Here is a 21,354-nt window from a genome sequence, read left to right as displayed (position 1 = left end):
TCCTCAAAATGAGAATACTTACTGAAATCAGTAAGTAAATAAATTACAGATTGCGCCAAGCATAAAATGCATCAGTTAAATAGCAAATTTAAAAAACAACTTGTCATCATCAATTTTGTTGATATAAGGGCTATTTTTTTCTGAAACTAAATAATCATAAATTTCAGGGAAAGCACCAAAACCAGAATCTACATTAATATGTCCGACACGACCTAAGTTGCTGGGTTTAATTTTCCAAGATTTTGCCAAAGTTTGTGCATCTTCAAAGTTCAACCAAGGGTCATTTTCAGAAATCAGCATTTCAGTCGGTACATTAATTTTTAACTGATGGAAGTATTCAGCATAATTTTTAATGCTGTCACGTGCAAAACCATTTTCACCAAATCGGCTAGGATTTGCAGGGGCAACTAAAATCAGTTTTTTGATTTTTGATGCCATTTCTGGATATTGATTTAACGCAGCAACAGTGGTTAAACAACCAAAGCTGTGCGCAACAATTTGCATGGGTGTTTCTACTTTTGAGATTGTGTCGACAAAATTTGCAATCCACTGGCTCAAAATAGGCTGGTTCCAATCCTGTTGTTGTACACGAGAGCAAGACATGAGTTGACGCTGTAACCAAGACTGCCAATGATCATAATCACTACCACCTAAGCCTGGAACAATTATGGTATGTGTCATGTCTATGCTCCTATGAATTGACTTTACTTCACATTATTTGCTTTTACGATTTGATCGAAAATGCCATTATTTTCAAAATGCTGCTTTTGAACCTTAGACCAGCCACCAAATTCTTTATCAATGGTGACTAATTTTAATGGTTTAAATACGGTACTGTATTTTTTCAAAACTGCGGTATTACGCGGACGATAGTAATTTTTTGCTGCAATATCTTGACCTAAAGGTGAGTATAAAAAGTTTAAATAGGCTTTAGCGAGGTTGGCATTGCCATCTTTCTGTACATTTTTCTCAACAATGGCCACAGGCGGTTCAGCTAAAACTGAAAGCGATGGGGTAATAATTTCAAATTTTCCCGGTTGCTCACGGACGGCTAAATAAGCTTCATTTTCCCAAGCGAGGAGAACATCACCAATACCACGTTCTGCAAATGTGGTAGTGGCACCACGTGCGCCTGAATCTAATACTTTGGTTTGCTTATAAATTTGACGAACGAAATCTTGAGCTTTTGCATCTGAACCATATTTATGTTTTGCCCAAGCCCATGCTGCTAAGTAGTTCCAGCGTGCACCACCTGAAGTTTTTGGGTTTGGTGTGACAATTTCAACGCCTGACTTGACTAAATCATTCCAATCTTTGATCTGTTTTGGATTATCTTTGCGTACGAGAAATACAATGGTTGAAGTATAAGGAGTCGAGTTTTGTGGGAATTTCTTTTGCCAATCTTTAGGAAGTAGGTCTGTTTTTTCAGCAATGGCATCAATATCAGCGGCTAAAGCAAGGGTAACGACATCAGCGCTTAAACCATCAATGACAGCACGTGCTTGTTTACCAGAGCCGCCATGGGATTGTTTAAAATTAACATCTTGCCCAGTACTTTTTTTCCAATATGCACCAAATTGTTTGTTAAAATCTTCGTAGAGTTCACGCGTTGGATCATAAGAAACATTGAGAAAGTCTTTTGCAGCAAATGAAACGCTTGAAACTGAAATGAATGCTGCAACAACACTCAGTTTTATTTTTGAAAAGTGCATGGTGATTGTTCCCCAAATATTTTGAATTTCGTTAATATGGTTGCAGCATAACGCTAGTATTTATCCATAAAAAATAATAAAAAATGAATTTTATATGAATAAAAACGAAATAGTTTTTACAGATTTGGTTAGACATTTTTATGAAATTGGAAGGTTGAAAATCAGCATGATATGTTTTAAAAATGCTCAAAGAGTTGAAGTGATACCGATTTTAGATAGGGCATTTCATTATGGGGATGGTTGTTTTACTACAGCACGCTTTCATCACAATGTATTGGAGTTAGAAGCAAGGCATCGAGAACGCTTAAAACTTTCAACTGAGCGACTTGGGTTAAATATTAATTTTGATCTATTAGATGCAACTTTTGAACAATTACGACAGCACATCGCATCTTTAAATGGGACATTAAAGGTGATCTTGAGTCGTGGTGAGGGAAATCGTGGTTATACCTTGCCAGATCATGCCGCAGATCTGTATGTGTTTTTCTATCCGCATGAAACACAAGATTTTCAGCTGGAAGTAATTGACAGTGGGGTGCTTGAACAAGTAATGGGTTTAACCATGCCTAATTTGGTAGGCATAAAATCACTGAATCGCTTAGAACAAGTATTGTTAAAAAAAGAAGCTCAACAGTATGGCTGGCTTGAAGCCTTAGCTATGGATGTACAAGGTGGAGTTGTTGAAGGAGTGAGCAGTAATTGTTTCATTCGGATAAATGATACGTGGGTTACTCCTGAACTTCGCTATAATGGTGTGCATGGTGTGATGCGCGCAGAAATTTTAAATCGCATGCAACAGCAGGGAATCCCTTGTGTGCAACGCTATATTGGGCGTGATGAAATTCAAAATATTCAGAGTTTATTCTTTTGTAATGCACTGAGCCCAATGAAAGTTGTACAAAATTTTCAAACATGTTTGTTAGAGGTTCAACCGTGTGTTGAGCTATTTGAGACGTTGCAATTGAATCAGTTTAATCATTATGCCTAAGACCCAAGCTCAGCCCCAAAAGAAAACACCATCTTCTGCACCCCGAAAAATCTATCAAGGGGTCATGATCGTATTGATTACATTTTTATTGCTGATCATATTGGTTTTAAAAATGAGTATTTTTAAAACCTATCCTGTTGAAGGTAAAAAGCAAAAGCTTTCCATTACCAATGGTGAAACCTATACCGGTTTTATTGATCAGTTGGCTGAAGATAAAAAAGTGAGTTTCCCACTGGTACTTAAGTTATATCGTAAAATTTTTATTCATGACACCTTGAAAGCAGGCGTTTATGAAGTGACGCAAGGTATGAGTGTACGTCAGGTTTTGGATATGGTTTCCAATGCGGATAATGCTCAAATGAGCAGGCTGTTGGTGATTGAAGGTACGACTGCAAAGCAACTCTTTCAAACACTGCGCAAAGATAGCTTGATCCATAAGACAGTAGTGAATCTACCGACTGCTGAGTTGTTAAAAGAACTCAATATTCCATACGATCATCCAGAAGGATTATTTGCTCCTGATACTTACTTTTTTGATAAGGGAGAGTCAGACAAAAAAATTCTGACTGATTTGTATCAACGTCAAATGAAAATTTTGAACGAGGCTTGGGAAAAGCGTGATCCTAATTTGCCGTATCAAAATAAATATGAAGCCTTGATTATGGCCTCTATTATTGAAAAAGAAACCAGTGTAGATCGTGAGTTAGGTCAAGTTTCGGGTGTTTTTGTTCGCCGTCTAAAATTAGGAATGCGTTTACAAACCGATCCAACCGTGATTTATGGGATGGGTGATCGATATCAAGGTAAAATTTCTAAGCAAGATTTACGCACACCGACCGCTTATAATACCTATACCATCAATGGTTTGCCGCCAACACCCATTGCTTTGCCGAGTAAAAAAGCAATTGAAGCTGCTATGCATCCAGATGATTCAGACAGTATTTATTTTGTGGCGACAGGTAACGGTGGGCATAAATTTACCAGCAATTTACAAGAGCATAATCGTGCGGTGCAAGATTATATTTCAGTTATGCGATCTAAAAATTAAGGAATGAGTATGTTTATAAGTTTTGAAGGCACTGAAGGTGTAGGAAAAACCACGCTCATTCGCACATTGTATGAATATTTTCAGCAACAAGGTAAAGATGTTATTTTAACGCGTGAGCCGGGTGGAACACCATTGGCTGAACAGATTCGGGGTTTATTGTTATCTGTTAATCATGATGAGCAGATGAGCAGTGATACTGAATTACTGTTGATGTACGCAGCACGTGCACAACATCTTGAACAAGTCATTCTACCTGCTTTGGCACAAGGGAAAATTGTCCTCTGTGATCGATTCACAGATTCAAGTTTTGCGTATCAGTGTGCAGGGCGGGGTTTGAGCCGAGAAAAGTTAGCGTTGTTGAATGAAAATTTTGTCGTCAAAATGCCAGATGTGACATTTTGGTTGGATGCACCGATTGAAACTGGAATGTCACGTGCCCGTGAACGTGGTGCTTTGGATCGTTTTGAACAAGAGAAAGTCAGTTTTTTTGAAAAAGTCCGTTCTGGGTTTGTTGAAATTCAGCAACGTGAATCGCAACGAATGAAGCGTCTTGATGCCACGCAAGCACCTGAAAAAGTTTTTGCAGATGCATTAACCTATTTAAAATAGTACTAAATAGTGAACGCTAGGGTTACTGGTAAAAATCATAAAAGTCTTTATATTATAATTGTATATAAGAATATAAAGGCTTCATTGAATGAAAAGCACCAAACTAGAAATTATTCACTTCTTAGAAAAACATTTTCCACCCAGTTTAGAAAAATGTGAAATTGAAGAGGTTGTTGAGAAAGGGGCAACTTTATTGTGGCGTGTCAGTGGTGCTGATATTCGGCCAGGTGGGACAATTTCAGGCCCAACCATGATGACCCTTGCTGACTTTGCTTTGTATGTTGCTATTTTAGGTGAAATCGGGATTGTTGGTCTGGCAGTGACAACCAATATGCACATCAATTTTTTGCGTAAACCTACAGGTGGAACAGATCTTCGAGGTGTGTGTAAGCTTATGAAAGTGGGTAAAGCTTTAATTGTAGGTGAGGTTTGGATTTATTCAGTTGATTCGGATGAACCTGTAGCGCATGTGACTGGAACGTATTCGATTCCTCCACAAAAAAGCTAATATACTTTTGATGTAATAAAAAGCGCCAGTGTCTGGCGCTTTTTATTTTGAAGGATTTACTTGCCTGATTAAGCTTCAGCATTTACCAAAGGGGTTTCGACTTCAAAGGTCGGCGGTGTTAACACAGTTTTACGTAATTCAGGAGAGAGTTCTGGATAATCTAGCGTGTAATGCAAACCGCGGGATTCTTTACGTTGCATTGCACAGCGGACAATCATTTCAGAGACTAATAGTAGATTACGTAATTCAATCAGATTTTTACTTACATGATAATCTTGATAATACTCCGTAATTTCACCTTTCAGCATTTCAATACGATGTAATGCTCGTTCCAAACGTTTTGTGGTTCTAACAATGCCCACATAATTCCACATGGTGGCTCTTAGCTCATCCCAATTTTGTAAAATCACCACTTCTTCATCAGGATGTACGGCTTGTGTTGCATCCCAATCAGGTACTGCTGGAACATCAAAAGATGGATTAAATTTGCTTTCAATATCTTTAGCAGCACTCATGCCATATACAAAACATTCTAAAAGAGAGTTACTTGCCATACGGTTAGCACCATGCAAACCTGTATAGGAGGTTTCACCAATTGCATATAAACCAGCAATATCAGTTTGGCTATTTTCATTGACCACCACACCACCGCAAGTGTAGTGCGCGGCTGGTACGACTGGAATCATATCTTTGGTAATGTCGATGCCCAGTTCTAACAAGCGCGCATATAGGGTTGGAAAGTGCTCTTTTACAAACTCGGGTGACTTATGTGTGATGTCTAACCAAACATGACGAATACCTAAACGTTTGATTTCATAGTCTATAGCCCGTGCGACAATGTCACGTGGGGCGAGTTCTGCGCGTTCATCAAAGCGTAGCATAAAACGTTCACCATCTGGCAGACGTAAATAAGCGCCTTCACCGCGCATGGCTTCGGTAATTAAAAAAGAACGTGCTTGAGGGTGGTATAAACAGGTTGGATGAAATTGATTAAACTCCATGTTTGCGACCCGACAACCAGCACGGTAGGCCATGGCAATTCCATCACCAGTCGCAATATCAGGATTCGATGTATATAAATAGGCTTTCATCGCACCACCACAGGCCAGTGCGGTAAATGGGGCGAGAAAGGTATGTACATGTTCATTTTTTTCATCGAGTGCATATAAACCAATGGCACGATTGCTGAGATCTTTTTGTCCTAGCTTTTGTGTGGTAATCAGGTCGATGGCGATGAAATTTTCGAAAATGCTAATATTTTTTTTAGCCTGAGCACGTTCAACCAAAGTGGTTGAAATCGCGCGACCTGTTGCATCTGCTGCATGGATAATACGACGTTGAGAATGACCGCCTTCACGAGTTAAATGGAGTTGTTCATCTTCATCTAAAGTAAACTGAACACCATGATTGAGTAGAAAATCAACGGATGGGCGACCACCTTCTACAGTATGTTTAACGGCATCAATTTCACATAAATGTGCACCCGCAATCATGGTGTCATCTATATGCTGCTGAACAGAGTCAGTTTCATCTAAAACAGCAGCGATACCACCTTGTGCATAAAAGGTGCTGGCATCGGTTAAATGTGATTTAGCTAAAACAGCGATATTGAAATGATCGGGTAACGATAAGGCTAAACTTAAACCTGCACCGCCACTTCCCACAATAATCACATCAAATCGATATGTTGTGTTTAAATTAGACATGTCCATCCGCTAATTTGAAAAAAGTTTGTTAATAACACTCTTTTTTGTCATAAATTACAAGCCTTTTAGGTTTCATATTTTGCTCAAAAGAACAAATCTGTGTTTTTTAATATAGCGTTAAGTAAAGTATTGTTTTATAAAACTATAGAAACATAATTTAACGTAAAAATCAGATTTTGTATGTTACAAACATGGTTTTCGGCACAATAATCATTAGTGGGTGCATGTCTTATGAATAATCGCGGTATACAAAAAGGAATCTACGCTGCAGTATTTACTGTAGCCGCGGCGCAAACACAGGCAGCAGCACCAGTAGATTTTTCAAATTTAGTGGAACAGGTGAGTCCTGCGGTTGTAAGTGTTAGTGTTGTCAAAAAAATGACGCAGGAAGAATTGCTACAACAACAAGTTCCAGAAATTTTAAAACGTTTCTTTGGTAATCAAATTATTATTCCAAAGCAACAAGTACCACAAGAAAAAACGGCCTATGGGAGTGCATTCTTTATTAGTAAGGATGGCTACCTATTGACTAATCATCATGTGATTGAGGATGCATCTAAAGTCACGATTATGTTGAATGATCGCCGTGAAATTGATGCTACTGTGGTCGGAAGTGATGAACGTACTGATGTCGCATTACTCAAAGTAAATGGTAATAATTTCCCTGCATTAGCAACGGGTAACGTGGATCAACTTAAAGTGGGTCAGCCAGTATTAGCGATTGGTTCACCATTCGGTTTTGATTACTCTGCGTCAGCCGGTATTGTAAGTGCTAAATCGCGTAACATGATGGGTGAAACTTCAGTACCCTTTATTCAAACAGATGTGGCTTTAAATCCTGGGAACTCAGGTGGCCCGTTGTTTAACCAACAAGGTCAAGTGGTGGGGGTGAATTCACGTATTTTTAGTGGTACGGGCGGCTACATGGGCCTGTCATTCTCAATTCCAATTGATGTGGCTATGGATGTTGTGGATCAGTTGAAAAAGAATGGTAAAGTCACACGTTCATATTTAGGTGTGATGTTGCAGGATATTGATCGTAATCTTGCGGAAGCCTATAAATTACCAAAGCCTGAAGGATCTTTGATTACACAGGTTGCACCAGAATCGCCAGCAGCGAAAGCTGGTTTTAGGTCGGGTGATGTCATTATGAAATACAATGGTTCGCCTATTTCGAGAACCTCAGAATTACTGAATTACTTAAATCGCACAACACCAAATCAAACCGTACAACTTGAAGTGTTGCGAGATGATAAAGCAAAATTGATTTCTGCAGTATTAACCACTGCACCAGATGATACTCCTGCTAAAGTTGAAGCAAGTGTTGCGACTAAGGTGCAAAAAGGTCCTGTTTTAGGTGTGGCGATTCGTGGACTAACAGAAGCCGAAAAATCTAAATTAGAGTTAAAGGGTGGCGTGCTCATTCAGGATGTGACACGTGGTGGTTTGGCGGCTCAATCTCGAATTATTCCTGGGGATATCATTACCCAAGTGAATGGTAAAAAAATTCATAATCCGAATGACTTTGTTGAGGTTGTTTCGGATCTGCAGCAAAATACAGTTGCACGGGTTGCAATTGTGCGCGATGGTCAATATGCAATGCTTGGGTTAAGAATTCAATAGCGCGGCATTAAGTAGGTTGAAGTGTAACAACCACTCTGTATTGGAGTGGTTTTTTATGCATTTGATTTTATAGTTGCTATGGATTTGTTAAATTACAAGGCTTAAATAAATAGCTTAGATTGAAGGTTATATTTTGTGAGTACTTTTTTTGATCTAAAATTGACGGTTCAAGCTGAACATATTGATATTTTAAAACATGTTAATAATGTGGTGTATGTACAATGGATGCAAGACGTTGCTTCTGCACACATTGAAGCGTTGGGGCTTGGGCTTGCGCAATATTTAGAATTGAAACATGCCATGGTTGCAGTAGAACATCATGTGCAGTATCGCAAAGCAGCACTACTCGGTGATGAAATTGTTTTGCGGACATGGTTGCATGATATCAATACGTTATATTCTTTCCGACAGTATGCATTTTATCGGGCCAAAGACAAAAGTTTGCTGTTTACTGGAAGTACCAAATGGGCCTGTATCGAAATGGCCTCAGGACGGTCTAAACGTATGTCACCAACATTCATACAGGCATATCAACCACTCAGTGAAGAAATTAATCCTTTTGATTTTGGTAATCTTGATTAAGAGCTAATTATATCAATTAGGTTGTTGAGTTGGATCCGATACCTGGTAAATAGAAAGATAAAGTGGAATTGAATAGAGATATTGTGACTAAATATAGCTATTGGTTAGTTTAAATTGTCACTGAGGCAAAGATTGAGTGAGATACTCCAGTGAAGGCTTGGTTTTTATTGGTGTTTCACTATATTTTTCACCGTGATCTGCTTATACTGTGCAACAAATTGGGTGTTTAGTTTTTTGCACGTCATAAGTACTTTTGATATTGAGTACATGACTGTGTACATATTTTTAGAGTAGTTTATGGCAGTAGCTAAAAAGTCTGTTGATATCAAGAATATACGAAATTTTTCCATCATTGCGCATATTGATCATGGGAAGTCGACTTTGGCTGACCGTTTTATTCAAACTTGTGGTGGCTTGCAAGATCGAGAGATGCAAGCACAAGTTTTGGACTCAATGGAGTTGGAGCGCGAGCGTGGAATTACGATTAAAGCCACTTCAGTGACTTTGTATTACACTCATCCTAATGGCCAAGAGTATCAGCTCAACTTTATTGATACCCCAGGACATGTCGATTTTTCTTATGAAGTATCGCGTTCTTTGGCTGCTTGTGAGGGTGCATTATTGGTTGTTGATGCTGCACAAGGTGTAGAAGCCCAGTCGGTTGCGAATTGCTATACTGCCATTGAGCAAGGTCTAGAAGTTCTTCCTGTTCTCAATAAAATTGATTTACCTCAGGCTGAACCTGAGCGTGTTATTCATGAAATTGAAGAAATTATTGGGATTGAAGCGACTGATGCACCAACGTGTTCTGCAAAAACAGGGCTAGGTGTTGCAGGTGTGCTTGAAACTTTGGTAGAAGTGATTCCAGCACCTGAAGGTGATCGAGACGCGCCATTACAAGCGCTTATTGTTGATTCGTGGTTTGATAACTACTTAGGCGTAGTGTCTTTAGTACGTATTAAACATGGTCGTGTGCGTAAAGGCGATAAAATGTTGATTAAGTCAACAGGTCAAACGCATATTATTACCTCAGTGGGTATCTTTAATCCAAAACATACTGAAACGGGTATGTTAGAAGCTGGTGAAGTTGGTTTCATTATTGCAGGGATTAAAGACATTTTTGGTGCACCAGTAGGTGACACCATTACGTTGTCTACGACACCTGAAGTTCAAACGCTACCCGGTTTTAAAAAGGTTAAACCACAGGTCTATGCAGGTTTATTCCCAATTGATGCCAGTGATTTTGAACCTTTCCGTGAAGCATTGCATAAATTACAAATTAATGATTCATCATTGTTTTTTGAACCTGAAAGTTCAGATGCACTTGGCTTTGGTTTCCGTTGTGGCTTCTTGGGAATGCTACATATGGAAATCGTACAAGAGCGTTTAGAACGTGAGTATGATTTAGATATCATCACTTCTGCACCAACAGTGATTTATGAATCATTGATGAAAACCGGTGAAACAATCTATATCGACAGTCCATCAAAAATGCCTGATGGTTCAACTGTTGAAGACTTACGTGAACCGATTGCAGAATGTCATATTTTAGTGCCTCAAGAATACTTGGGTAATGTCATGACCCTGTGTATTGAGCGCCGTGGTGTACAAAAAGATATGAAGTTCTTGGGTAACCAAGTATCAGTAACTTTTGAAATTCCTATGGCTGAAGTCGTGATGGATTTCTTTGACCGCTTGAAGTCATGCTCACGTGGTTTTGCATCGCTTGACTATAGCTTTGTGCGTTTCGAAAGTTCGTCTTTGGTGAAAGTTGATGTACTCATTAATGGTGAGAAAGTTGACGCTTTGGCGATGATTTGTCATCGTAACGATGCACGACATCGTGGCATTGCATTAGTGGATAAGATGAAAGATTTGATTCCACGTCAAATGTTTGATGTTGCTATTCAGGCGGCGATTGGTGCACAAATTATTGCCCGATCAACGGTTAAGGCGATGCGTAAAAATGTATTGGCAAAATGTTATGGTGGTGACGTTTCTCGTAAGAAGAAATTGTTATCTAAACAAAAAGAAGGTAAGAAGCGCATGAAACAAGTGGGTAGTGTTGAAATCCCCCAAGAAGCATTCTTAGCTGTATTGAAAGTAGAACGATAAAAAGACAGAGGTCATATAGCTCATGGATTTTGATTTTAATTTAATTCTTGTTCCTGCCACCTTAATCTTTTTTGGGTTGTGGTTGCTTGATAAGTTCGTATTGAAACAGCGTGCGACGAAAGGTAAAGGGAATGAAAATTTTGTTATTACTTGGGCATATGACTTCTGGCCAGTACTTGCTGTAGTGCTGGTATTGCGTTCTTTTTTCTTTGAACCTTTTAATATTCCATCAGATTCTATGGTACCAACTTTAGAAACGGGTGATTATATTTTGGTGAATAAATTTCAGTATGGTGTGCGCTTACCAATCGTCAATACTAAAGTGATTGATATTGGTGAGCCACAACGTGGTGATGTTGCTGTTTTTAAGTATCCTGAAAATCCAAAAATTAGCTATATCAAACGTATTATTGGTTTACCTGGCGATCATATTGAGTTTGATCATGGCCAATTGATTATTAATGGTCAAAAAGTTAAGCAAGTACCGACTGAATTTAGCCGTGAAAAAGATATTTTAGATACGCCGAAATCAATTTATTATACTGAATCGATGGGAACACATCAGCATTTAGTCCGGTTGCTTGAAGGGCAGAATACTTTGGTTTCTGCATTTAACTATGCTCAAGCAAAGAAAGACTTACCTTATGTCGCGACTGCAAATGACCGTTTTGTAAAATCCAATGGTCAGAGTTGGGAAGTGACTGTGCCAAAAGGTCATTATTTTGCAATGGGTGATAATCGTGACCAAAGTGCTGATAGTCGTTTTTGGGGCTTTGTGCCAGAAGAAAATTTAACAGGGCATGCAGTTTATATTTGGATGCATAAAGAGCCTGGATTACATTTGCCTTCTTTTAGTCGCAATGGTTCAATTAATTAAAAATGAAGATGTTGGATAATAACAATGCGTAAGAGTCAACAAGGTACATCGTATATTGGGATTTTATTTGGGGTGATGGCATTTGCATTTATTGTGAAAATAATAATTGCAATATGGCCAAGTTACTGGGATGATCGTGTGATAGATAAACAAATTGAAGAACAGATTATAGCAAGTCCTTCAACTATTACACCTTCGGCATTTGCAAACAAAATGAGCCAACGTTTTGATATGAATAATATTCGTGATATTAAGTTTAATGATATTGCGACTGTTTCAACACAAGATGGTTTGGCAGTGACTAAAAAATATGAAGTAAGAAAGCCCTTCATACTGAATATCGATTTAGTCCTAACATTCGAGAAGAGTTTTGATCAAAGGTCAGTTCAAAGTAAGTGATCCACGCTTACCTAGTCGTATTGGTTATCAGTTTAAAAAAACTGAGTTATTGCAACTTGCATTGACGCATCGATCGGTTAGTCATAAACATAATTATGAACGCCTAGAATTTCTAGGCGATTCATTGTTGGGGATGATCATTGCAAATTATTTATATCGTACCTATCCTCATGAAAATGAAGGACGCTTAACACGTATGAGAGCGACTTTGGTTCGCCAAGAAGCTTTAGGTAAAATTGCCAATGATCTAAAATTGAGTCATAGTTTAATATTAAGTACGGGTGAATTAAAATCAGGTGGTCATCATCGTGAATCTATTCTCGCAGATACTGTGGAGTCGATCATCGGTGCAATTTACATTGACTGTTCAGATTTAACTATTTTAGAACCTATTGTTTTAAAGTGGTATGAACCATATTTAGAATATATTGAACCTACAGATCAACTTAAAGATCCTAAATCGCGCTTACAGGAATATCTACAAGCACGTAAAAAACCTCTCCCAGTTTACGAGGTTGTAGATATTCAGGGTGATGCACCCAACCAACATTTTAAAGTAGAATGTGTGGTGGAGGGCTTATCCAATCTGGTCGGTGAGGGATCGAGTCGTCGTTTTGCTGAACAAGCAGTTGCGGCAGAATTTTTAAAGCTATTGGAGCAATAACCTTCATGTCGATTCAAAATGATCAGAATGAAATGGATCAGCCTGCGAAAACAGAAAGTAATGATTTATTAGATCAGTTCTTTAGTTCACAAGGCACAGTGATTCCTGCAGATTATAAAAGTGGATTTGTTGCAATTGTTGGACGCCCGAATGTAGGTAAATCTACATTAATGAATCACTTATTGGGTCAAAAGCTTTCGATTACTTCACGTAAGCCACAAACAACTCGGCATAAAATTGTGGGTATCGATAGCCGTGAAAAATCACAAGCAGTATTTGTCGATACACCAGGGATGCATAAAAAAGAAGTTCGTGCCATTAATAAAATGATGAATCGTGCTGCATCTTCTGCTTTACGTGATGTCAACTTGGTTTTATTTGTGGTAGATGCGCAGAAGTGGACTCAAAACGATGAGCTCGTTTTGGAAAAACTCAAAAATGCTGAAATGCCTGTTATTTTGGTGATTAATAAATTAGACACGCTTGACAATAAAAATGCAGCTCTACCTTTAATTCAAGAGCGTGCCAAATTAATGAATTTTGCTGAAATTGTTCCTGTTTCGGCATTGCAAGGTTCAAATTTGGATCATTTACGTAATGTAATTGAACAATATTTACCTTTCCAAGCACCGCTTTATTCATTGGATCAAGTTACAGATCGTTCAGAGCGTTTTCTGGCGAGTGAAATTATTCGTGAAAAAATCATGCGTCAGTTGGGTGAGGAATTACCATACGATTTAACGGTGCAAATTGAGTCATTCAAGACCGAAGAAGCAACAATTAGTGAGAAAACAGGCCGTCCTAAAGCAGCTTGTACTTATATTGATGCGACTATTTTTGTCGATCGCCAAGGTCAAAAAGCCATCGTAATTGGTGATAAAGGCTCGAAGCTGAAAAAAATTGGTATGGATGCGCGTGCGGATATGGAAAAAATGTTCGAACAAAAAATCATGCTTACACTTTGGGTTAAAGTTAAAGGTGGTTGGTCAGATGATGAGCGTGCACTCAAAAGTTTGGGTTATAGCGATATTTAATTAAATAATTTTTGAGAGTGAACTGTAATGATTAAAGTATTTGTAATTTTTACCTGTATCTTTATGTTACAAGGCTGTATTACTAAGATTGTTACGGTTCCTGTTAAAGTCGCCTATAAAACCACGAAGGGTGTGGTAAAAGGCACGGCAGCTGTGGTTGGTGCTGTCATTCCAAATGGTGATGATGAAGATCAAGATAAGAAAAAAGATAAGGATGATTAAGCGATCTTACGATGCGTAATGAAGTCCTACATGGCTATTTAATTCATCATCGAAAATATCGTGAACGCAGTCATATCGTACATTTATTTACCCAAGAACATGGTCGAATTGATGGAATCTTAAGGCATACGCCACCGCCACAATATCAGCCGATTACTGTACAAGCATCAGGGAAAGGTGAGCTTAAAAATTTTTCTAAAATTGAAATTTTAAACCAGCCTGTTTTTTTTTATGGTGATGCTTTCTTTTCAGGCTTTTACTTAAATGAGCTTTTATTGCGACTTTGTCCTTTAGAAGTTGCGATGCCTGAAACTTTTGTACAATATCATCTGACTTTAGATCATTTACAAAAAATATCGACTCACCCAGAAGCGGATACCTTTTTAAGACAAATTCTGCGTCAATTTGAACATGCTTTGTTGGAAGAGCTTGGTTATCCATTGGATTATGAGTGTGATGCGCAACAGCAGATTATTCTTCCTTTGTCTCGTTACCAATTTCAATTGTCAGAGGGCTTTATTCCCATCTCACATACTTCTTCTGCAACACTGACTGGTGAGCAAATTCTCAGTATGTTGAACTATGAAAAAGGTAGGGATTTTACGGTAGAGCAGTTACAATTGCTGACAAAGCTTTACCGTCAGATGATTACGTCTTTACTGGGTGATCGGCCGCTAAAAAGTCGTCAACTGTGGATTCAGAGCGCACAATCCAAAAAATCTATTCGATAAATTTTAAATTAAAATCTAGTAAGGAAAAAGTTATGGCTGCATTGCTTGGTGTAAACATTGATCATGTTGCAACGCTACGACAAGCGCGTGGTACGACTTATCCTGATCCTGTAAAGGCAGCTCTCATTTGTGAACAGGCAGGCGCTGAGGGGATTACCTTGCATCTTCGTGAAGATCGTCGTCATATTCAAGATGATGATGTGCGTCGTATGCGACCAGTTTTAACCACTCGAATGAATCTTGAGCTTGCTGTTACTGATGAAATGGTGAAATTTGCGCAAGAAATTAAGCCACATTTTGTTTGTTTTGTTCCTGAAAAACGCGAGGAAGTGACGACAGAAGGTGGGCTGGATGTAGTGGGGCATTTTGCTGATGTCAAAGCTGCAACTCAAGCGTTAATGTCTGTAGGTAGTGAAGTTTCTTTATTTATTGATGCCGATTTTGCACAAATTGATGCTGCACTTGCTTGTGGTGCTTCGACAATCGAATTGCATACGGGAGCTTATGCTAATGCTGAAACGGAACAGGCTCAGCAATTAGAATTGCAGCGTATTATCAAAGGCACTGAATATGCAGCAGCGAAAGGCTTGCTGGTAAATGCTGGACATGGCTTAAATCTAGAAAATGTGACGGCTATTGCGGCGATTCCACAAATTAACGAATTGAATATTGGGCACGCCATTATTGCTGACAGTGTTTTTGTTGGTTTACCGCAAGCTGTACAAGATATGAAAGCGGCTATTCAAGCTGCACGTTAATTTTACTCTTTATTTTTAAGTCGGCTGTTATTGAATATTAATCATGTCAAATATTAAATATGATGAACTGATGCAACCTATAATTGCATTTTTAGGTTGTGAAACCCCAAAAGCTTGGCTGGATGAGGCACTGAATAATCTCCCATTATTGATGCAAGATCATGCCAATTGTGAGAAAAAAGCAGCCGGAACAGCGATGAATTTAATGTTCCGCTATAGCTTTTTTGCAGATTTACAGATCAAACTTGCTCAATTGGTTCGTGAGGAAATGCTGCATTATGAGCAAGTCCTAGAGTTAATGGCGAAACGTGGTCAAGAATGGAAAGCGGTAAGTGCGGGGCGTTATGCAGGTGTTTTGCGTAAAGAAATCCGTACCTATGAACCAGAAGCTCTGATTGATGTATTGGTCATCGGTGCTTTTGTTGAAGCACGTTCATGCGAGCGTTTCTATGCGCTTGCTCCATTTGTTGATGAAGAATTAGGGCGATATTATCGTTATTTACTTAAGTCTGAATCACGTCATTTTGAAGATTATTTAGCATTAGCAACTGAAATTGCAAAGACTTCGAAAATGAAAAATCCCGAAGAAGATATTCAGCAGAGAATTGATTGTATTCGCGAAATAGAAAAGAATCTAATTTTATCGGAAGATGATACCTTTCGCTTCCATAGTGGTATACCTGTTCAGGTTGCTTAATTCACAAGATCAAATCCTCTAATTTATAGGGGATTTTTTTTGATTGATTATCGTAATATTTGTTATTTAAGATGATGATGTTTGCAATAAAAAATCCCACTATGATTATAGTGGGATTTTTAGAATCTGGCTCTCCAACCTGGGCTCGAACCAGGGACCTGCGGATTAACAGTCCGTCGCTCTACCGACTGAGCTATTGGAGAATCTGCATGCGATTATAAGGAGATTTTTAGAGTGGTCAAGCATTAACTGTCATGTTTTCTTTAATTTTAGCTTGTATGCTTTATATTTAAGCAAAAAGCATAAGTCTCATGAAAATAATGATTCGTGGGTTGCATAAATGAAAATGACTTGTTAGATTGAATGCATAACAGAGCGTTTAAGCATGAGCTTAAACAGTGTGGATTTGAACCAACTTGCCAGCACTAAAATGGCTAAACAGGAGATAGCGAATGAATACGCTGACCATTCCCGAAATTTTTACAAATATTGATTTTTATAAAGAAAATTATTTATCTATCCTATCAAACACTGAGCAATATCAGACATATGTCGAAGATGCTTTTATCGATATCTGGCCTGTTGGCAAGATAGCATTATCTCTTGGTGATTTATTACAGCTTTGGTTTAGTGAAAAATGGTTAATCAACTCTCCTTGCCACTTGTTGTTGGAAAATGACTATCGAGGTCGTAAACAATCGATTCAACGTGATCACGATTTATATCTGTATCAATTGAATGGCAGTGCATTATCAGGAATTAATAATTCAAAAGTTTGGTCTGTTTCTGAAAGCACGCAATTATCATTATTGCTAGATAGCGTGTTTAAGTATTTCTGTATCTATAGAGGGACTGAACGTCCTGAATTAGATCAACAACAAGTGCTTAAGGTGTTAAAAAAGGCAGTTTAGTGGATAGCTATAATTTTTTTATGACTGGTTAAGCAGCATGGTTTTCCAGTCATAAATTTAATTTTTATCTTTCTAATGAATAATGATATGGTTCGATTAAGCTCGAATAATCATACATGTTGCGGTTGCATGGGCATAAAGCTTACCATTTTCGTCAATAATTTTTCCTTCAGAAATACCTAGATTTTTGCTCATATTAATGATTTGTCCAATCGCGAGTAATTTTTTATCTAGAGGAATTGGGCGACACATTTTAATATTAAGATCTATTGTGCCATAGCCTACACCCGCTTCTAGCATACTATGGACTGCACAGCCTGTTACTGAGTCTAATACGGTTGCAGCAAAACCACCATGTACACCGCCAAGTGGATTTAAGTGACGTTGAGTGGCTTGGACATTAAAACTGGCTGTTCCAGCTGAAATATTATGTAAATCCATGGGAATTGTTTCACTGATACTGGCTTGTGGAATATCTCCATCGATCATGGCTTGTAAGAATTCGAGACCAGTCATTTCTTTCGGTTGTTTCATGTCTTATCCTTAAAATTATTCAGTTCTAAAAAGAAACTTGATTGATAAATTAATGATAAATGTTAACGATTGCAATAAATGAATTGGGCATCTAAGTCATAAATTTTATCAAGGCTATCTGAGCTTTCTAAAATATTCAGAGCAATTTTTTCACCTGTTGCCCAGGTTGCTTGTGCGGATTGATGATTAACATCAATAATATCGAGTTCTTTACATAAAGTGCGTGCACTTTCTATAATAATAAATTGAGGTGACTGCTGTTTTAAACATTTCGCAATATATCTTTTTACATTGTGTTGAGGATAGGCATCAATAATTTTATAGCGCATAAATATCAGAATACTGAATGTATTGTCTAATTGAAGTTTAAAATTATTTATTTGATTTTACTATTTTATTTTTGTTTCAAATGCTTTTTTTTATGGCATAAATATGGATATAGAATTCTGTAAAAATGCAGAGCTATCGTAAAATTGGATTAATTATTTTTTATTTATAAATCATTGAGTTTTAGGAAAAGATCAAAAAAATAATGGAGAATTTGAATGAAGGGGCAATGTGTATGTGGTCAAACCACTTTTAATGTTCAACTAAAAAATCATGATGTACACGTTTGTCACTGTTTTATATGTCGCAGGCAAACCAGCGGTGTGATTATGACCATCGATATTAAGCAAGGCAGTTTGCAATTTATTAAGCAAGATTATCTGTCTATATATGAGTCTTCAGAATGGGGCGAGCGTGGATTTTGTAATCAATGTGCTACCATTTTGTTTTGGCGTACTAAAGATCAAAGTTATTGTAATGTAAATGTTTTTGCATTAGATGAGCAACCTAAAGACCTTAATTTTGATATGGAAATTTATATTGATAATAAACCTGAATTTTATAGTTTTAAAAATGAAACTCAAAAACTGACAGAATCAGATGTTGTTGCCTTGTTTAATGGGTCAAATCAAGAATCATCTCATAATTAGGGTTTGGGATACTTTGAATCTAAAGGTTGAGCTGCTATGTCGTTGAATATGGATGCTCAAGAATGCTATTTAAAATAACTTTGGCAATGATCGCGTTTGCTGCAAATTCAGTGTTATGCCGTTTGGCTTTAGCGGGTCAGCAAATTGATCCTATGAGTTTTAGTTCCATTCGAATTGTTAGTGGAGCAGTCGTACTTTTCGTGATCTGGTGGTTAAGTGCAGCACGATCAAAAATAGAATGGAATTTTAAAAATGGAATGTTTCTTGCAACCTATATTTTAGCATTTACATATGCCTACGTTAAAATTGATGCAGGTGTAGGTGCATTGTTACTTTTTGGAACAGTGCAATTGACCATGGTGTTTTATGGTATTTTTCATGGTGAAATACTAAATTTACAAAAGGGATTTGGATTACTGATTGCTTTAGCAGGGATTATTGTTTTATTGCTGCCAGGAGTCAGTGCACCGAGTTTGTTTTATAGTTTAATGATGGGAATTTCAGGTTTGGCTTGGGCTGCATATAGTATTTCAGGTAAACGTATGCTGAATCCGTTATCCAGTAGTTTGGCTAATTTTATTGTAGCTGTACCGATTGTACTTATTGTTAGTTTTGTACTGAAACAAGATATTTTTATGAATACAAAAGGGGTTGTGCTGGCAATGATTTCTGGCGGTTTAACGTCAAGTATTGCTTATGTATTGTGGTATTCCATAGTTAAAAATATTGACCGCATAACAGCAAGTACAGTTCAATTAAGCGTGCCATGCTTTGCCATTTTAGGTGGTTCTTTATTTATTGGAGAAGAGGTCAGTCTAAGAGTTATTTTGTCGGCAGTCGTGGTTTTATGTGGAATAACTGTGGTTATTTTTGCATCCAGAAAAAATATAGCATCTACTAAATAGAACCGAAACTAAGAATAAAAAATGATTGTAAATAAAAAACCCGCAACGAATGCGGGTTTTTTATTCTAAAGTTTTTTCTTATTTTTCAGCAGCAATAGAAGCAATCGCAGCGTCTACGCCTTCAATTGAATCAGCAGCTTTTTTAAGGCGTGCAAGTGCATCAACAAGAACGTCGTCAGCAGTTGCATATGAAATACGCATGAAACCGCCTAAGCCGAATGCATCACCAGGAACCACTGCAACCCCCGTTTCTTCCAATAACCATTCAGAGAATTCTGTGCAAGATTTTAAACCTTTCGCACGAATTAACGGTTTGATATTCGCGTAAGCATAGAACGCACCATCAGCAGGTAAGCAAGTGATACCATTGATGTCATTTAAGCCTTTTACCACTAAGTCATGACGACGTTTGAATGCTTCAATCATTGGCTCAAGAACTTCTTGAGAACCATTCAATGCAGCTTCAGCAGCAATTTGCGAAATTGAAGTTGGATTTGAAGTTGATTGAGATTGGATTTTTTTCATTGCACCAATCAATTTTGCAGGACCCGCTGCATAACCAATACGCCAGCCAGTCATTGCATAGGCTTTAGATACACCGTTTAGCACGATTGTACGGTCATAAAGGTCTGGAGCAACAGTTACGATGTTGTAGAACTCATCATCCCAACGGATTGGTTCGTACATATCATCAGAAGCGATATAAACTTCTGGGTATTTACGCAGGACTTCAGCCAAAGCTTCTAATTCAGCTTTAGTGTAAATCATACCTGTTGGGTTAGATGGGCTGTTAAGTACCACTAAACGTGTTTTGTCAGTGATTGCAGCTTCCAATTGTGCAGGGGTGATTTTGAAACGTTGTTCTTCACCACATTTCACTACAACTGGAACACCTTCAGCGATAATCACCATATCTGGATAGCTTACCCAGTAAGGTGCAGGGATGATCACTTCATCACCTTTGTTTAACAAAGCCAAAGCTAAGTTAAAGAATGATTGTTTACCACCACAAGAAACCAAAATTTGGTTTGCTGCATAGTCTAAATTGTTATCACGTTTAAATTTTGCAATAATTGCTTTTTTAAGGCCAGGCGTACCATCAACAGCTGTATATTTAGTAAAACCATTATTAATCGCTGCAATTGCTGCATCTTTGATGTGTTGTGGGGTGTCGAAATCAGGTTCACCTGCACCCAAACCAATCACGTTTTTACCAGCAGCTTTAAGTTCAGCAGCTTTGTTGGTAACAGCAAGCGTTGGAGACGGTTTGATAGCATTTACACGATCAGAGAGACGTACGTCCACGGCATATTCCTTCTTAATAGGGATAAAAAATAAAAGCAGACTATCTTAGCTTAAAAATAGAAGATTCGTTGCCCAGTATCTGTGTAAATTCATAAAAAGTGATAAAAGTTTTAAATTTTAGTGTATCAAAAGATTGAATTACGAAAATGAAAGGATCTTTACTCGCACAGCTTCTATTTTTTTCGTACAATATGTGCAGATTAAATTGAGTGAATCACATGAGCACCCAAAATTCTCCCAAGAAAAAACCTTTGGTTAATTTACCTTTTCCGATTAAGCAAGCAAATGATGCCAAAAGTGCGGATGAAGAAGTTGAAGATCTACGTCCAAAACCACAGCCATATGCTGATCGAACATGGATGCCGCCGCGTGGTACGCGTCGTTCATTCGGTAAACGCTAATATTTAGCGTTCATAAAAAATAGGTGCATTTGCACCTATTTTTTGGTT

25 protein-coding genes and 1 tRNA gene are annotated in these 21,354 nt (G+C 37.9%); 19 read left to right on the top strand and 7 right to left on the bottom strand.

From position 1 onward, the window contains the following. Window positions 1-75 precede the first annotated feature (75 nt). The gene (locus B9T28_RS04695; protein WP_086202794.1) at window positions 76-681 is read right to left on the bottom strand and encodes an RBBP9/YdeN family alpha/beta hydrolase; all 606 of its coding nucleotides are present in this window, start codon (window positions 679-681) and stop codon (window positions 76-78) included. 23 nt (window positions 682-704) lie between these two features. Further along, window positions 705-1,712, bottom strand: coding sequence for a sulfate ABC transporter substrate-binding protein (locus B9T28_RS04690; protein WP_086202793.1), 1,008 nt, complete (start codon window positions 1,710-1,712; stop codon window positions 705-707). Window positions 1,713-1,878: 166 nt separating this feature from the next. On the opposite strand from B9T28_RS04690, the gene pabC reads away from it, so the two are divergent. The 4 genes from pabC to B9T28_RS04670 all read left to right on the top strand — a co-directional run bounded on the left by pabC (window position 1,879) and on the right by B9T28_RS04670 (window position 4,865). Then, complete coding sequence (gene pabC, locus B9T28_RS04685; protein WP_086202792.1) at window positions 1,879-2,700, top strand: aminodeoxychorismate lyase; 822 nt, start codon at window positions 1,879-1,881, stop codon at window positions 2,698-2,700. After that, window positions 2,693-3,748: an endolytic transglycosylase MltG gene (gene mltG, locus B9T28_RS04680; RefSeq protein ID WP_086202791.1), complete on the top strand. Its 1,056-nt coding sequence runs from the start codon at window positions 2,693-2,695 to the stop codon at window positions 3,746-3,748. The genes pabC and mltG overlap by 8 nt, the downstream gene beginning before the upstream one ends. A gap of 9 nt (window positions 3,749-3,757) precedes the next feature. After that, window positions 3,758-4,357: a dTMP kinase gene (gene tmk, locus B9T28_RS04675; RefSeq protein ID WP_086202790.1), complete on the top strand. Its 600-nt coding sequence runs from the start codon at window positions 3,758-3,760 to the stop codon at window positions 4,355-4,357. Between the two features lie 88 nt (window positions 4,358-4,445). Beyond that, the gene (locus B9T28_RS04670) at window positions 4,446-4,865 is read left to right on the top strand and encodes a PaaI family thioesterase (RefSeq protein WP_086202789.1); all 420 of its coding nucleotides are present in this window, start codon (window positions 4,446-4,448) and stop codon (window positions 4,863-4,865) included. Window positions 4,866-4,933: 68 nt separating this feature from the next. Here B9T28_RS04670 and nadB read toward each other — a convergent pair whose 3' ends face one another. Beyond that, a complete protein-coding gene (nadB, locus tag B9T28_RS04665; protein WP_086202788.1) occupies window positions 4,934-6,577 on the bottom strand; it encodes an L-aspartate oxidase in 1,644 nt (547 codons plus the stop codon). Window positions 6,578-6,802: 225 nt separating this feature from the next. Between nadB and B9T28_RS04660 the strand changes: the two genes are divergently transcribed. The 11 genes from B9T28_RS04660 (at window position 6,803) to B9T28_RS04610 (ending at window position 16,273) form a co-directional block, all read left to right on the top strand. Then, the gene (locus tag B9T28_RS04660) at window positions 6,803-8,194 is read left to right on the top strand and encodes a Do family serine endopeptidase (RefSeq protein WP_086202787.1); all 1,392 of its coding nucleotides are present in this window, start codon (window positions 6,803-6,805) and stop codon (window positions 8,192-8,194) included. 135 nt (window positions 8,195-8,329) lie between these two features. Next, a complete protein-coding gene (locus B9T28_RS04655; RefSeq protein WP_086202786.1) occupies window positions 8,330-8,776 on the top strand; it encodes an acyl-CoA thioesterase in 447 nt (148 codons plus the stop codon). A 297-nt stretch (window positions 8,777-9,073) separates the two neighbouring features. Beyond that, window positions 9,074-10,891: a translation elongation factor 4 gene (gene lepA, locus B9T28_RS04650; protein WP_086202785.1), complete on the top strand. Its 1,818-nt coding sequence runs from the start codon at window positions 9,074-9,076 to the stop codon at window positions 10,889-10,891. 22 nt (window positions 10,892-10,913) lie between these two features. Beyond that, on the top strand, window positions 10,914-11,768 hold the full coding sequence (gene lepB, locus B9T28_RS04645; RefSeq protein WP_086202784.1) for a signal peptidase I: 855 nt from the start codon (window positions 10,914-10,916) through the stop codon (window positions 11,766-11,768). A 24-nt stretch (window positions 11,769-11,792) separates the two neighbouring features. Further along, window positions 11,793-12,167: a DUF4845 domain-containing protein gene (locus tag B9T28_RS04640; protein WP_086202783.1), complete on the top strand. Its 375-nt coding sequence runs from the start codon at window positions 11,793-11,795 to the stop codon at window positions 12,165-12,167. Next, entirely contained in the window at window positions 12,139-12,831 is a 693-nt protein-coding gene (gene rnc, locus B9T28_RS04635) for a ribonuclease III (protein ID WP_086202782.1), read from the top strand. The genes B9T28_RS04640 and rnc overlap by 29 nt, the downstream gene beginning before the upstream one ends. A 32-nt stretch (window positions 12,832-12,863) precedes the next feature. Continuing rightward, window positions 12,864-13,865: a GTPase Era gene (gene era, locus B9T28_RS04630; RefSeq protein ID WP_434057119.1), complete on the top strand. Its 1,002-nt coding sequence runs from the start codon at window positions 12,864-12,866 to the stop codon at window positions 13,863-13,865. 27 nt (window positions 13,866-13,892) lie between these two features. After that, the gene (locus tag B9T28_RS04625) at window positions 13,893-14,087 is read left to right on the top strand and encodes an NF038104 family lipoprotein (RefSeq protein WP_086202780.1); all 195 of its coding nucleotides are present in this window, start codon (window positions 13,893-13,895) and stop codon (window positions 14,085-14,087) included. A gap of 11 nt (window positions 14,088-14,098) precedes the next feature. Continuing rightward, window positions 14,099-14,818, top strand: a complete 720-nt coding sequence (gene recO, locus B9T28_RS04620; RefSeq protein ID WP_086202779.1) for a DNA repair protein RecO — start codon at window positions 14,099-14,101, stop codon at window positions 14,816-14,818. A gap of 32 nt (window positions 14,819-14,850) precedes the next feature. Continuing rightward, the gene (gene pdxJ, locus B9T28_RS04615; RefSeq protein WP_086202778.1) at window positions 14,851-15,576 is read left to right on the top strand and encodes a pyridoxine 5'-phosphate synthase; all 726 of its coding nucleotides are present in this window, start codon (window positions 14,851-14,853) and stop codon (window positions 15,574-15,576) included. A 43-nt stretch (window positions 15,577-15,619) separates the two neighbouring features. Then, entirely contained in the window at window positions 15,620-16,273 is a 654-nt protein-coding gene (locus B9T28_RS04610; RefSeq protein WP_086202777.1) for a MiaE family protein, read from the top strand. A 127-nt stretch (window positions 16,274-16,400) separates the two neighbouring features. Here B9T28_RS04610 and B9T28_RS04605 read toward each other — a convergent pair. Next, window positions 16,401-16,476 (bottom strand) — tRNA-Asn (locus tag B9T28_RS04605). A gap of 249 nt (window positions 16,477-16,725) precedes the next feature. Between B9T28_RS04605 and B9T28_RS04600 the strand changes: the two genes are divergently transcribed. Next, entirely contained in the window at window positions 16,726-17,184 is a 459-nt protein-coding gene (locus B9T28_RS04600) for a hypothetical protein (protein WP_086202776.1), read from the top strand. Window positions 17,185-17,280: 96 nt separating this feature from the next. On the opposite strand, the gene B9T28_RS04595 is transcribed toward B9T28_RS04600, so the two are convergent. Further along, a complete protein-coding gene (locus tag B9T28_RS04595) occupies window positions 17,281-17,718 on the bottom strand; it encodes a PaaI family thioesterase (protein ID WP_086202775.1) in 438 nt (145 codons plus the stop codon). A gap of 62 nt (window positions 17,719-17,780) precedes the next feature. Continuing rightward, a complete protein-coding gene (locus tag B9T28_RS04590) occupies window positions 17,781-18,047 on the bottom strand; it encodes a hypothetical protein (RefSeq protein ID WP_086202774.1) in 267 nt (88 codons plus the stop codon). A 216-nt stretch (window positions 18,048-18,263) separates the two neighbouring features. Between B9T28_RS04590 and B9T28_RS04585 the strand changes: the two genes are divergently transcribed. Both B9T28_RS04585 and B9T28_RS04580 read left to right on the top strand, forming a co-directional pair. Further along, the gene (locus B9T28_RS04585) at window positions 18,264-18,695 is read left to right on the top strand and encodes a GFA family protein (RefSeq protein WP_086202773.1); all 432 of its coding nucleotides are present in this window, start codon (window positions 18,264-18,266) and stop codon (window positions 18,693-18,695) included. A 62-nt stretch (window positions 18,696-18,757) separates the two neighbouring features. Beyond that, the gene (locus B9T28_RS04580) at window positions 18,758-19,600 is read left to right on the top strand and encodes a DMT family transporter (protein WP_086202772.1); all 843 of its coding nucleotides are present in this window, start codon (window positions 18,758-18,760) and stop codon (window positions 19,598-19,600) included. A gap of 78 nt (window positions 19,601-19,678) precedes the next feature. On the opposite strand, the gene B9T28_RS04575 is transcribed toward B9T28_RS04580, so the two are convergent. Further along, the gene (locus B9T28_RS04575) at window positions 19,679-20,905 is read right to left on the bottom strand and encodes a pyridoxal phosphate-dependent aminotransferase (RefSeq protein ID WP_086202771.1); all 1,227 of its coding nucleotides are present in this window, start codon (window positions 20,903-20,905) and stop codon (window positions 19,679-19,681) included. A gap of 218 nt (window positions 20,906-21,123) precedes the next feature. Here B9T28_RS04575 and B9T28_RS04570 point away from each other — a divergent pair, with 218 nt between their 5' ends. After that, complete coding sequence (locus tag B9T28_RS04570) at window positions 21,124-21,306, top strand: hypothetical protein (RefSeq protein ID WP_086202770.1); 183 nt, start codon at window positions 21,124-21,126, stop codon at window positions 21,304-21,306. Window positions 21,307-21,354 lie beyond the last annotated feature (48 nt).

It is taken from the genome of Acinetobacter silvestris, assembly GCF_002135235.1.
GTDB lineage: Bacteria > Pseudomonadota > Gammaproteobacteria > Pseudomonadales > Moraxellaceae > Acinetobacter > Acinetobacter silvestris.
The sequence above is the reverse complement of the archived record's forward strand: the minus strand, read 5'-3'. Positions and strand labels throughout refer to the sequence as shown.